This window comes from Singulisphaera sp. GP187, from assembly GCF_900129635.1.
GTDB lineage: Bacteria > Planctomycetota > Planctomycetia > Isosphaerales > Isosphaeraceae > Singulisphaera.
Map to the genome: position 1 here is coordinate 1387748 of NZ_FSRB01000002.1, position 13500 is coordinate 1401247.

General features: G+C 62.9%; 9 protein-coding genes. 7 read left to right on the plus strand and 2 right to left on the minus strand.

Features of this window, described 5'->3' with window-relative positions; translation table 11 throughout:
• Positions 1–16: 16 nt before the first annotated feature.
• Together metF and nth are read right to left on the minus strand one after the other, a co-directional pair.
• Positions 17–928 carry a methylenetetrahydrofolate reductase [NAD(P)H] gene (metF, locus tag BUS42_RS29915; RefSeq protein ID WP_074313153.1) on the minus strand — a complete coding sequence of 304 codons (912 nt, stop codon included), beginning with the start codon at positions 926–928 and terminating at the stop codon, positions 17–19.
• 102 nt (positions 929–1030) lie between these two features.
• Positions 1031–1717, minus strand: a complete 687-nt coding sequence (nth, locus tag BUS42_RS29920) for an endonuclease III (protein WP_074313155.1) — start codon at positions 1715–1717, stop codon at positions 1031–1033.
• A 436-nt stretch (positions 1718–2153) separates the two neighbouring features.
• Between nth and BUS42_RS29925 the strand changes: the two genes are divergently transcribed.
• The 7 genes from BUS42_RS29925 to BUS42_RS29955 all read left to right on the plus strand — a co-directional run bounded on the left by BUS42_RS29925 (position 2154) and on the right by BUS42_RS29955 (position 13483).
• Entirely contained in the window at positions 2154–2687 is a 534-nt protein-coding gene (locus BUS42_RS29925) for a DUF6398 domain-containing protein (RefSeq protein ID WP_074313157.1), read from the plus strand.
• 285 nt (positions 2688–2972) lie between these two features.
• Positions 2973–3668: an LON peptidase substrate-binding domain-containing protein gene (locus BUS42_RS29930; RefSeq protein ID WP_074313159.1), complete on the plus strand. Its 696-nt coding sequence runs from the start codon at positions 2973–2975 to the stop codon at positions 3666–3668.
• Positions 3669–3823: 155 nt separating this feature from the next.
• Complete coding sequence (folE, locus tag BUS42_RS29935) at positions 3824–4492, plus strand: GTP cyclohydrolase I FolE (protein ID WP_074313161.1); 669 nt, start codon at positions 3824–3826, stop codon at positions 4490–4492.
• 109 nt (positions 4493–4601) lie between these two features.
• Positions 4602–5360: a hypothetical protein gene (locus tag BUS42_RS29940; protein ID WP_074313162.1), complete on the plus strand. Its 759-nt coding sequence runs from the start codon at positions 4602–4604 to the stop codon at positions 5358–5360.
• A gap of 230 nt (positions 5361–5590) precedes the next feature.
• Positions 5591–6124, plus strand: a complete 534-nt coding sequence (locus BUS42_RS29945; RefSeq protein WP_074313164.1) for a hypothetical protein — start codon at positions 5591–5593, stop codon at positions 6122–6124.
• Between the two features lie 65 nt (positions 6125–6189).
• Positions 6190–9168 carry an FAD-binding oxidoreductase gene (locus tag BUS42_RS29950; RefSeq protein ID WP_074313166.1) on the plus strand — a complete coding sequence of 993 codons (2979 nt, stop codon included), beginning with the start codon at positions 6190–6192 and terminating at the stop codon, positions 9166–9168.
• Positions 9169–9478: 310 nt separating this feature from the next.
• Positions 9479–13483, plus strand: coding sequence for a hypothetical protein (locus BUS42_RS29955; RefSeq protein WP_254053882.1), 4005 nt, complete (start codon positions 9479–9481; stop codon positions 13481–13483).
• Positions 13484–13500 lie beyond the last annotated feature (17 nt).

Genomic DNA, 13500 nt, shown 5'->3' on the forward strand with positions numbered 1-13500 from the left:
TGGCGGGCTTTCGGGGTCAGGCTTGTCGTAGCCCGACCGAGTCTTTCACGCCGAGGTTCTCGTAGATCCGCCGGGTCGCATCCGAGCGGTTCAAGGTGTAGAAGTGCAACCCACGGACGTTATTGTCGAGCAGGTCACGGCATTGCTCGGTCGCCCAATGGATGCCCACCCGCTCGCGGGCCTCGGGGTCGTCGCCGCAGCGATCGAGTGATTTCAAGAGCCGGGCCGGAAACCGGGCGCCGAGGGCCAACTCGGCCATGCGGCTGATATTGGTGTCGCGCGTGATCGGCATGATGCCGGCGAGAATTGGCACCTTGATCCCCGCATACTCACAGCGCTCGCGGAAGTCATAGAAATCCGCGTTGGAGAAGAAGAGTTGGGTGCAGATGTAGTCGGCACCGGCATCGACTTTCCGCTTCAGGTGGTCCATCTCGCTCAGCCGGTTCGGCGTGGACGGATGCCCTTCGGGAAAGCCGGCGACGCCGATTCCAAACCCGCGCGGGTGGGCTTGGGAGGTGCGTGATTTAATGAACGCGACCAGCCCGGCCGCATGCTGGAAGGCGTCGTTACCGCGGTTGTAATCGACCAGGTTGCGCGGCGGGTCGCCGCCGAGGGCCAAGATGTTTTCAATTCCCGAGCTGGCGTAGCGGTCGAGGATCGAGGCCAAATCATCCATGCCATGGCAGACACAGGTCAGGTGGGAGACCGCGGTCAGGTTCGTCTCGCTCTGGATCCGGATGACCAGGTCGTGGGTTCGCTCGCGGGTCGAGCCCCCTGCCCCGTAGGTGACCGAGACGAACGAGGGTTGCAAGACTTGGAGCTGTTCGATGTTCCGGAAGAGGTCACTGGACGACTTGTCGGTCTTCGGCGGGAAGAACTCGAAGCTGAACGTAGTGGGATGAGCTTTGAAGATGTCGAGTATATGCATGCTGATGCTCGTCCGTGATCTTCCGGAGCTTGCCACGATGCGATGATCTTAAGACAGGATAACCGGGGCAACCTGGGAATGGGAGTCGAATTTAAAAGCCGGTTATTTCGGGAGCCGTTTCGAGTTCGGGGCACTGACCTCCCGCTTGGGGCAGATCGAGGCGATGGCGCATTCGCCGCACCGTGGGCGGATCGCCACGCAGGTTCGCCGCCCGTGCTCGATCAGGCGATGGCTGAAGTCCACCCAATGCTTGCGCGGGATGATCTGGACGAGGTCGCGTTCGATCGTGACCGGATCGCGGCCCGTGGTCAGGCCGAGCCGGAACGAGAGCCGCTTGACGTGGGTATCGACAACCACCCCCGACGCGATCGCGAACGCATTGCCGAGGACGACGTGGGCCGTCTTCCGGCCGACGCCCGGCAAGGCGGTCAGCGCGTCGAGATCGCTCGGGATCTCGCCACCGTGTAGTGCGACGACCAGGGTCGCCATCGCCACGAGGTTTTTCGCTTTCGCCCGGAAGAATCCGGTCGAATGGATCAGCTCCTCGACCTCGGAGAGGTCGGCTTTGGCTAGAGCCTGGGGATCGGGAAAGCGGGCGAACAACGCGGGGGTGACCATGTTGACTCGCGCGTCGGTGCATTGCGCCGAGAGGATGGTCGCGACGAGCAGCTCGTAGGGATTGCGATGGACCAGGGCGCACTCGACCGTCGGGTAGAGCTGAACCAGGGAGCGAACCACCTGCTTGGCCTGGAGAGCGGGATCATCATTGGGCTGCGGAAGCCGAGGCATCGCGTTGCGTCCTCTCACCTGAGGCCTGTTCGGGCTCTGAGGTCATGATCGTAGCCGGTCGCCCACGCCTGTCAATCGCGGCCGGCATCGCCGAACGCGACCGCAGGCCCCTGCCCCGGACGCCTCCCAACGGATCGCAGCAAGCAAGGAGGCGACCCCGTTCGCGCTACGTCCATCTTCTTTTATCTTCGGCGATTGCGTTCGTGCTGAGCGAGATCAACCTCCGGGACGATCGGCGGCTCCCATTTCTCGAGGACGAGGTCCGGCTTGGGCGACGACTGGAGATTTGGGGCGTCAGGCGCGATGTCGAATCTCGGGGTGAGTGCCTACAATGGGGCACGACGCTGAACATCGAAGCCGATTCTGCCTGCCCCCATCGTCCTCAACCTGGACTCAGGCCAAACCTCACCCCCGTGGAACGTGGAAGGCGATCCCGATGGCGACCAAGAAGCTGAATTCAAGTGAAGAGCCGGTGGTCCCGGCCGCGATCCGCCCTGTTTATGACACCATCGCGGTCCTGACCGACACCTTCTGCCGGGAGCACCTGACTGAGGAGTATGCAGTCCTCTGTCGCCAACTCGCCGGGGCGCTGGCGCGCAAACGACCGTCTCCCTTGCTCGGCGGTAAACCGACGACCTGGGCCTGTGGGATCGTCCGCACGATCGGCTGGGTCAACTACCTCGACGACCGCAATCAGAAGCCGCACATGAAGCTGACGGCCATTGACAAGGCGTTCGGAGTTGCCGAGAGCACCGGCCAGGGGAAGTCGAAGGCGATCAGGAGCCTATTCAAGATCCATAACTCCGAGCCGCAATGGACGTTGCCCAGTCAGAAGAAGCCGACCGCAATGTCCTGGATGATTCCGATCAACGGCTTCATCGTGGACGCCCGGATTCTCAAGCGGGAGTTCCAGGAAGAGGCATTGCGGAAGGGCTTGATTCCCTATATCCCGGAGAAAGAGGATCGCTGAGGCCGCCGACCTCGAGCCGCCTTCAGAGCGTCTCACAAGACCCTGTGGGGGCTGGCGGGACCCCCATGGGCTTGTCGTGTTGTCTGATTGAAATTCCCTGGGACCGTGGGCGGGTCGCCCGCAGTCCCAGGGGGTGGGGAGGGACTTCGCTAGGCCGGTGGTGTTCCTGAACCGTTTTACCTTTGACCGGGCGGAACATTCGATAGCCTCTGCCGCGGTGAAAAGGCTTCAGTGTGTTTTGGCTTGTTGCAAACCGTGCCTCTCTCTTTTTGCGGGACTCGACCAATGGCCGATGACGGTGACCTGAAAGCGTTTCGCAACGTCTGCCGGCTCTTTCCCCTCCCGGGCCTCGTTTTTTTTCCGCATGCGATCCTTCCCCTGCATATCTTCGAGCCACGCTACCGCCAGATGACCGAGGATGCGCTGGCCGAGGGCGACCGGCTGATTACGATGGTCCAGCAGCGCGACGACGCGCCCGAGTCCGCGGCGGGAGTCCCCGCGGTCGAGGAGATCGCCTGTTTGGGACGGATCTTCCAACATCAGCGGCTTCCCGACGGCCGGTTCAACCTCCTCTTGCTCGGGCTGAAGCGAGTTCGGCTGGGCCGCGAGCTTCCGTCGGAAAAGCTCTATCGACTGGCCGAAGCCGAGACGCTTGAGGACGTCGATCTTGGCCCTCCCGAAGGCGATCATCGTCGGAACGATCTCCACGACCTGTTCCGGGAGGTTGTCAGTCGAACCGGCCCCGGACCGAACCACGCGGATCAGGTTGCCTTGCTCGAGACCTCACTCTCCCTCGGGCCGCTCACCGACCTCGTCGCCTACACTCTCGGGCTCCCGGTGGAACTGAAGCAGAGTCTTTTGGCCGAGACTCGCGTGACGCATCGCGCCGATGCGTTGATGGAGATTCTCGGGCGAATCCTCGCTCAGCGACCGCAATCGACCCCAGGGCCGATCTTCCCTCCCCCGTTCAGTTCGAACTAGCCGCGGCCCTGTGCTTGATTTTCGCGGTTCGCGGCCTTAGAATAGGGATTCCGAATTTTACGGAACTAGAAAAGCTGCCTTGATTTACAGACGTCGCGAAGTCGGTCGACCCAGTCGCGACCAGCCTCGGTGACTACCCGCTTGAGATCGTGATCATGTCCGAGGCTTTTCCGTCGGAACGCAGTGGCTACGATTGCGGAGACAGTGCGTTCGACGACGACAAAGAAGACGAGATTGCCAGAGTGGCCGACACCAAGATCGACCTCGAACGTATCCGGGGTGCGGTTCGGGAAATTCTGATCGCCGTGGGGGAAGACCCCGACCGTGAAGGACTTCGCGATACTCCCGACCGCGTGGCTCGGATGTATGCCGAGGTGTTTCAAGGGTTGCACCAAGACCCAAAAGTTCATCTCCAAAAGCTTTTCACTCAGAAATATGACGAGATGGTCCTGATCAAGGACATCCGTTTCGAGAGCTTTTGCGAGCATCATCTTCTGCCGTTTATTGGCCAGGCCCACGTGGCCTATTTGCCGAACGGCAAAGTGATCGGGCTCTCGAAGATTCCGCGCGTGATCGACGTGCTCGCGAAGCGTCCGCAGATGCAGGAACGTTTGACCGAAGACGTGGCCGATCTCCTCATGAAGGAGCTCGACGCCCGCGGTGTGGCCGTCGTGATCGAGGCCAGCCACAGTTGCATGACCGTCCGCGGGGTTCATAAGCCGGGCAGTTCGTTCGTCACGAGCGCCATGCGCGGGGCCTTCAAGGAACGGCTGGCGACTCGGCATGAAGTGCTCTCGCTGATCTTTGGCGGCAAGCAGACCTGAGGCGGCTGTTGCCGTCGCGAGAGGCTTGGTTCGGATCGGATCGGATCGGGCTGCCGTTCGCGTGCGAGTGACTCCGAAAACCGCGGCCCTTGAGAGTCCGGCGAGACCGATGCCGATACCGATGATCCCGCTGCTGGCTGATTTCGCGATTCGCCTGGCGTGCGGCCTGGCCTTATTACTGTTGGTCACTCCCTGGCGGATCGTCCCCCCCGCGTTCTTCAGAACGCACGCTCAGATTATCCTCGGCCTCCTCGTTCTGGCTGCGCTCGATCTATCGAGGACGGGGGTGAATGCCCCGGCCGGAGTCATCATCGGCGCGGCTGTCCTCGGATACTTCGCCACGATCACGTGGGGCCTCGGTCTGGTCCGGCTGGCATTACCGATCACGGTTGCCATTGTGCTCGCCACCGGAGGCATTCTCAGCGTCGTGTCGCGCGATCCGAGGGCCGCGACCTGGACACTCACCGCCAGCGGTCGGCTGGCCTCCGCGTTTCTGATGGGCTCGACGTTCACGGCGATGCTCCTGGGGCATCACTATCTCACGGCCCCGGCCATGTCGATTGCGCCCCTCCGGCGGTTCGTGAAGTGTATGGCCTGGGGGCTTGGGATCAGGGCGTTCGTGGCGGGGCTCAGTCTCTGGTTCTGGTTCAATAGTCCTCCCGGCTCGAGCTTTTCGGCGGGTGTCTCGCCTCTTTTCTTGACGATTCGCTGGGGAATGGGCTTCGCCGGCCTGGCCTTGGCCACCGTGATGACCTGGAAAACCGTGGAAATCCGTTCGACGCAATCGGCGACCGGCATCCTCTATATTGCGGTCATCTTCGTGTTGATCGGAGAGCTGACTTCATTGTATTCCCCTGCGATGGGGTGACAGTGGGTCGCGAGCCGGCCGTCTATCGCGCGGGCGGGTGGAAACGGTAGAATGAAAGGTTCGCGACGAGGTGCGGAATTGGGGGAGGGTGAGTCGGTCGTTCGCGGGCGGTATCGAGTGAACGACCACGGGGATTTTTGAGTCGAGCCGGTGCGAATCCTGAGTTGCGGCGGCGGCCTGATCATCCAAAAGGGGCGCGGGCGCGATCACGCAGAAAATAAGGGCGGCCGATGGAGTTGACTTATCAGTGTCCGAACTGTAACGCGGTGGGCGAAGTCGCGCCGATTGAGTCGACCCCTTCGGTGACCTGTGGCGGCTGCGCACTGAAACGCGACATGCACCCGGGCTCGTCCGAGCACGGGGAATTGAAGTCGTGCGCCTGGTGCGGGACGGAAGATCTCTACATCCAGAAAGACTTCCCTCAGGGGCTCGGGCTCTTGATCGTGATCGTCGGCTTCGCGATCAGCACGGTCTTTTGGTATTATGAAATGCCATTGCTGACGTACATGGTGCTCTTGGCCTCGGCCTTGCTCGACATGGTGCTATTTTATCGCGTGCCCGACGTCACGATCTGCTACCGTTGCCTGGGGCAGTATCGTGGACTCGGGTCGAATCCGTCGGGCCGGTTCAAGATGTTCGACCTGGCGGTCGGCGAGCGATACCGGCAGGAGCGGTTGCGCGTGGAGCAGTTGCGGGGCGAACGGGCTTCGGCCGATGCCACATCCCCATCCCCATCCCCATCCTCATCCGAGAAGTCTAGCTGAACACTGGCGAATCCGACGCACCGTTTCGAACTGTTCTTCGGACTGTTTAAGGACGCGGCCCAGCCTTGGACGAGCGGCGAGCACGGATTCACGACGACCTGCGCGGAGTCATCGAGGGCGAGTTGCTATTCGAGCCACTCGAACGCGCGAATTACGCGCATGACGCCAGTATTTACGAGATCGACCCGCTGGGGGTGATTGTCCCCCGGACCGAGCAGGATGTGGCGACCGCGGTCCGCTATGCCGCGGAGAACCAGATTGCCGTGCAGGCGCGCGGGGCGGGGACCGACCCGTCGGGCGGGGTCCTCGGCGCGGGGCTGGTGATTGATTTCAGTCGCCATTTTCGTCGGATCGTCTCGATCGCCGCCGACAGCGTGGTGGTTCAGCCGGGTGTGGTGCTCGACCATTTGAACGCACAGCTCGCGCCGATGGGTCGGCGGATCGGGCCCGATCCGGCCGGCTCTGAGTTCTGTACGATCGGCGGGATGATCGGCGTCGACGCCGTGGGGCCCCGTTCGCTCCGTTGGGGGTCGACCGGCGATTACGTGGCCCACCTTCGTGTGGTCTTCGCGCATGGCGAGGTCGCCGAGGTTGGTTACGAGCCCTGGCCCGAGTACGACGACGACGCGATCGACTTCAAGGGGGTGGTCGTCCGCAAGCTTGGAGCGCTGGCGAGGCACAACAGCGAGATGCTCTCGCGGCGGATCGCCCGGGCGCCTCGGAGCCGCGCCGGGTACGCCCTGGGGCGTTCGGCGACCCCTTCGGGAATCGATCTGGCGCGATTGCTCGTGGGCTCGGAGGGGACCTTGGCCCTGGTCACCGAGGCGACCCTCCGGACCATCCCGATCCCCGCCGCGCAAGGGGTCGCGCTGCTTCCGTTCGCGCGACTCAGTGATGCCGCCATGGCGGTTGCCAAGTGCCTCGAGGAATCCCCTTCCGCCTGCGACCTCTATGACTGGCGGTCACTTCACCTGGTGCGCGACGCCGTCCCGGCCTTTCGTGACTGGATCCCCGAACTGGCCGAGTCGGTCTTGATCGTCGAGTTCGAGGGGGACGATCCGAATGAGGTGGCCGACCGGCTTCGCCGCCTGACGAACCGGATGATCCGCTCGCGATTGCTCGTCGCCGACCCGGTCGAGTTCACCCGCCGCGCCGAGGCCGAACGGGTGCTCAATCTCCGCCGCGTCGTCGAGCCGCTCCTGATGCGGATGAAAGGACCCGCTCGGCCCATTCCGTTCATCGAAGATGTGGCCGTTCCGCCCGCGGCGCTGGCGGAATTCCTCCACCAACTGCAAAATATTTTCAAACATCATGACGTGAGCTGGACCTTGGATGCGCAGGCCGGTCTCGGCCTGCTGCGGATTCGCCCCTTCCTCGACATCGCCGACCCGTCCGACCTGGCCAAGATCGAGCCGTTGGCCACTCAGGTCGTCGACGCCGCGCTCGACCTGGGAGGTGCGATCTCGGGCGCCCATGGCTGCGGTCTTGTCCGGACTCAGTTCCTGAGACGTCAGTTCGGGGATCAGGTCCAGCTCTTCCGCGAGATCAAGGATGCGTTCGACCCGTTGAACGTCCTCAACCCCGGCAAGGTCATTGGTGACGACCCGCACCTGATCACCCGCAACATCAAGCGGATGCCCGTTCCGGTTCCCGAGCCGGAACCGGACGAGGATGCGGAAGCGGAAACGGGAACCGCGGCCACATCGTGGATTCTGCCCGTGCTCCGCTGGACCGATCGAAGCCCGATGGAGACGGCCTCGGCCTGCAACGGCTGTGGGGCCTGCCGGACCTCCGACCCGTCGGCGCGGATGTGCCCGACGTTCCGGGCCCTCGGGTCCGAGGCGGCCACCCCGCGCTCCAAGGCGAATCTGATCCGCCAGATGATGGCCGGGGCGATCGATCCCAAGCTTTGGGGAACCGAGGAACTGCGCCAGAATGCCGACCTCTGCATTCATTGCAACCTCTGTTCGAAGGAGTGTCCGTCGGGCCTCGATGTCTCGACCCTGATGCTCGAGGCCAAGGCGGCGTACGCCGAGAACCATGGGCTGCCGCCGGTGGACTGGATGCTCTCCCGCGTTGACCTCTGGTCGCGGGTGGCCAGCCGATTCCCGATCATCAGCAACGCGCTCTTATCGAACGGGACCACGCGCTGGTTGTTCGAGCGGCTCTTCGGCCTCGCCAAGCTCCGACGACTACCGAAGGTGCATCGAACCCCGTTCGTCCGCCGCGCCGCGAGACAGGGGCTGACTCGACCGAGGCCCCAGGCGCCTGGTCCTCGGGTCTTGTACTTTGTTGATGTGTACGCCAACTACTTCGATCAAGAGTTGGCCGAGGCGGCCGTGGCCGTGCTTCATCAGGCGGAGGTCAACGTTTACGTCCCGACGGCGCAGCGCGGTTCGGGCATGCCGGCTCTGGTTGCGGGCGATATCGACCACGCACGTGACCTGGCGTTGGCGAACCTTCGCGTCCTCGGCAATGCGGTTCGCGATGGCTACACGATCGTCTGCTCCGAGCCGACCGCTACTTTGATGCTCCGCCACGAGTATCTCAAGCTGACCGACGATCTCGACGCCGCACTCGTGGCGGCGAACACGTTCGACCTTGGCCAGTACCTCGCCGGTCTCGAGGCGCGGGGGCAACTTCCCGCGCCCAAGCATCCGCTCCGCGCCCGGGTCGGCTACCACCAACCCTGCCATCTCCGCGCCCTCGATGTGGGGACGCCAGGGCTCGACCTGATCCGGAACATCCCCGAGCTCGACGTCGAATTCATCGATCGCGGCTGCTCCGGGATGGCGGGAACCTTCGGCCTGGCACGCGACCACTTCCGGACCTCACTCCGCGCGGGGCGGCCCCTATTGAACCGGCTCCGCGACGTCGACATCGAGATCGGTTCCACCGAGTGTGGGGCCTGTCGAATGCAGATGGAGCAAGGAGCCCCCAAGCGGACGCTTCATCCCATCAAGCTCTTGAGCATGAGCTACGGACTGAACCCCGCCCTGCTCCGCCAGTTCAAGGCACCCAAGGCCCGTCACGAGGTCTTGTAAATGGCCCGGCGGCGGTTCCTGGGTTGACGCTTGGGGACGTCGCGGCTATCTTGCCCGCCGATTGTCCCGTCTCAAGTCATGTCCTGACACACTCGATTGTCACCTCGCGGATTCGAACGGGCGACGTGCCGCGTCGCCACTGACTGCTAATCCGGTCACGTTCGGAACGCATCGAAGAACGCCTTGGGATCTTGACGCTTTTCGGAGCGTGAATGACGTGATTCCGAAATGCGACGCTCAATCATCGGGTTCGGCCAGGGAAGGCCGGCTCTTGCGGTGGCTTGGTCGACTATGGGGAGGTGCCGTGCGGGTGCACGAGCAAACCACCGACAGCACGCGTCGGACATGGTGCTGGATCATTCTGGGGATCACGCTGGCTTCGAGCCCCGTTCAGGCTCAGAGCGACGCGGAATCCGCACAGTCGGCGCGATCGGCTGACCCGATCGATCTGGCCGCGGGCTCGATCCGACTCTGGAACCAGGGCGCCGAGCAATGGCTGCTGCTCCAGGGGAAGGTCGCGATTCACCAGGGCTTGGAAGGCGTACGCGCCAACCAAGCGGTGATCAGGGTGACTCGGTCCGAGACGCGAACCGGTGTCTCACACCGGATCGATGTCTACGCCGAGGGGCAGGCGCAGCCAATCGGCCGCCCTGTCTCCCCCCGGAACAGCTATCGAACGACCCTGGTGACGGATAAGAATATCCGGTTTAAGCCCTATGATAATAAGGTTGTGGCACGCGAACCCGGCCCTCCGAAAGGCGTGACGATTCTCGACCGCGCGTTCCCGGCGACTCAACCGGCCAATACCGCACGCTCGACAGTGCCGCTGCCGAGAACGCGTTCGGTCAGTCCGGCTGCGCAGCCGCCTGCGGCCACATCCCCATTGATCCCGGAGATCGCGCCGAGTCCGGCGATCGTCACGCCCACGACGGTCACCCGCCGCGTGGTCCCCGCGACGCAAGCGGATGAGGTTCCGCGCTCCACCCTGCCGCGGCGGAGTTCCGGTCCGGTGATCCCGGTCGAGCATTTGAACGCGTCGACATCCGTGAACGTCCCGACTTCGTCGGATGTCTCGCCGGCCACGCCAGCCAGCCGTGGGTATCCCGTGGCTCAAGGGGCCGAGACTCCGACTCTCGCCACACCCCAGCCGATTCCGCCCCCGATCATTCCGGCAGTCGTGCCCGTCACGGAGCCACTGCCGGAGTTCACCTCGGTGCCGCCCCCCGTGCTGCCGACAACGGCTTCGGTGTCGGCCGATCGCGCGGAAACAGCCGAGAAGATCGACCGAGTCGTGGTTCCGACCCAGTTCGAGCCGGAAGGGTTTGATGGGGGTTCAGCGGGCGATCCACCGGGCGGGTTCCCTTCGCCGGTCGAGTCGCCGGAGATGGAGGATGCACCGAGCGTCCCCAATCTCTCACCGTTTCCTCTCGAGCCTCCGACCGAGCTGGAACCTCTGCCCGGTCCGGGTCTCGAGCCGGTCCCCGGCTCGCCGAATGGCGAGGCCGCGCGGCCTGGCAAGCCCGCGTCCCCCGCGATTCCGATCATGCCCGGCACGGCGCGGACGACGCGGATGATTTCACGCGACGGGACCCCGTACACACTGCAAACCCTTCCCACTGTCGACGGCTACACCACGACCGTCATTCGGGGGGGCGTGAACGTTCTCACCGTGTCACCGCCGCCGACGGGTGTACTCGACCTCTCGGCCGACCGGGTGATCATCTGGCGCAAGACGGGTGCCAAGTCCAGCATCGGTCCCAACGGTGAACTGATCGAAAACGCCGGTGACCCGATGGAGGTCTATCTCGAAGGTCACGTGATCATTCGCCAGGATAAGCAGACGGTGGCCGGCAGTGGCGATCAGCAGACGATCCATGCCGAGCAAGCGTTTTATAATATCCAGGCGGGTCGATTCATCGCGGACAAGGCCGAGCTCCACATGTTCGCTCCCGGCCTGATCGCTCCGACCAAGATGTTCTCACCGCGGATCGAGCAGTTCCGTCCGCTCGTTCCTGGGAAGAACGGTGGCCTGGAATATGGACTCGAGGAGATTCGGGCCGATCAGACCATGCTCACCGGCAGCCGCTTCCCGGTGCCTGGGTACCGATTCACCAGCCGATCGGTCGACATCACTCACGTCGTGAGTGCGAAGACCGACCCCAACACGGGCCAGACTGTCGGAGATCCGCGCAACCCAAGCACCGAGCCGGACCTGACCTGGCGAATCGATGCGCGGCGAAACGTGTTCTACCTCGGGGCCCTGCCTGTCTTCTACTGGCCGCGGATCCTCGGCAACGCCGACGACATCGAACCGCCGATGCGCCAAATTCGCTACGGCTATAACAACTACCTCGGACATCAAGTTCTCGCCGACTTCAACGGGTTCCGCGTGTTCGGTATTCGCAAACCGGATTGGATCGATAACTGGAATATCGATGTCGATTACTTGAGCATGCGCACCCAGCAGTTCCCTGCCTTGGGATCGGAAGTCGGTTGGTTCGGCAAAGACTTCATCAGCGATCTGTTTGACCCGTACCGGCGCGAAAAGCGCGACGTCGACCGCGTCGGACCTGACGGCTACTTCGGCTACCTGGATATGTGGGGATTGCGAGACGACGGTATCGACGTCCTCGGTGCCGGACCGGCAGTCGTCACGCCGTCCGGAGACATTCGCCTTCCCGATGGGACGGTGCCGGGTAAGCGCGGCTTTCAACGAGGCTTTAGCGGAATTCCGGGGCTCCCGAATGGCGTCCCCGCCTTCCAGAAGTTTCGAGGCCGCATCAATATGCGGCATATGCAGTCGCTCCTCGGAGCCGACGCCGATCCTTACGAGGACTTTCGGTTACAGGTGGAGGCCGCCTACGTCTCCGACCGTCAGTTCCTGGAAGAATACTATAAGCGTTTGACCGAGACCGGGCTCGACCAGGAGACCTTGGGCTACGTCATTCGCCAGAAAGACAACTGGGCCTGGTCGATCTGGACCGAGGCCAACCTGCAGAACTTCAACACCGAGACCCAGTGGCTGCCTCGGCTCGACTACTACCGCCTGGGCGATTCCCCCTTGGGGAACCTGCTGACCTACGACCAGCATTCAGGCATTGATTACGCGAATGTTCACACGGCCGTGGAAGTGAACAACCCGAATATCTTTGCGTTCATGCCCTATGATCCGATCTCGAATACCAGCGGAGTCTTCAGGTCGGGACGTGCCTACACCAACCACGAACTCGACATGCCGCTGAACTTCGGTAACATCCTTCGGGTTGTTCCCTACGTCCAAGGGCAAGCGGTCGGCTGGGACAACCAGATCAGCGGCAATGCCGTCGGCCGGCTCTGGGGTGCCGCGGGCGCCCGGGCCGACATCATGGCGTGGCGCCGCTATCCCGATATCGAAAGTGACCTGTTCAACGTCCACGGCTTGAACCACAAGGTCAATTTCCAGGCCGACTATCGCAACGCCTATTCCAACGTGAATCTGAATGAGATCGGAATCCAGGACGACCTCGACGACAACACGTACGAGTTCGTCAGACGGTACTTCGCACTCTTCCAATACCACGGGGGACTGCTTCCGCCCCAGTACGACCCGCGCCACCTGATCATGAGGCGGGCGATTTCGCCGATCACGGGAACGACCGACGTTCAGGGGACCATTCAGACCCTCCAGTTGAACATGCACTCGCGGCTTCAGACCAAGCGGGGGCCTGAAGGGAGACGGCGGATCATGGACTTCATGACCTTCGACCTCTCGACAACCTACTTCCCCTACGCCCAGCGCGATAACTTCGGCAAGGCGTTCGGCCAGAACTCGTATAACTGGCAGTGGTTCCTCGGCGATCGCACGAGCCTGGTCTCCTACGGCTGGTTTGAGTTCTTCGACATCGGGGGCAAGCCGAAATTCCAGGCGAGCAAGAACCTGGCGCAAGACCCGTTCGGCCTGAACGTGATTACCTCGGGGATCTCGATTAGCCGCCCCCCTCGTGGGAATATCTTTATCGGTTACACGATCCTCGATAGCGGTCAGATCACGACCTCGGCGTTGAACCCAAGCGTCAGCTACTGGATGAGCCCGAAGTGGTACGGGACCTTCTCCACGTCGTATGACTTCGGTAACGCCATCTGGCTGTCGTCGATGTTCTCGTTCACTCGGGTCGGGGCCGACTACCTGACGACGATCGGCTTGGTAGTCGATCCCCAGCGCAACAATTTCTCCCAGATCGCGATCGCGATTTCGCCCCGCCTCAGCCCTGGAATCCGCCTGGGATCAGGGAGTGGGCTGAACCAGTTCGACTCGCGGTATGCACCGACACAATGACCATGAATGAGTTGCGG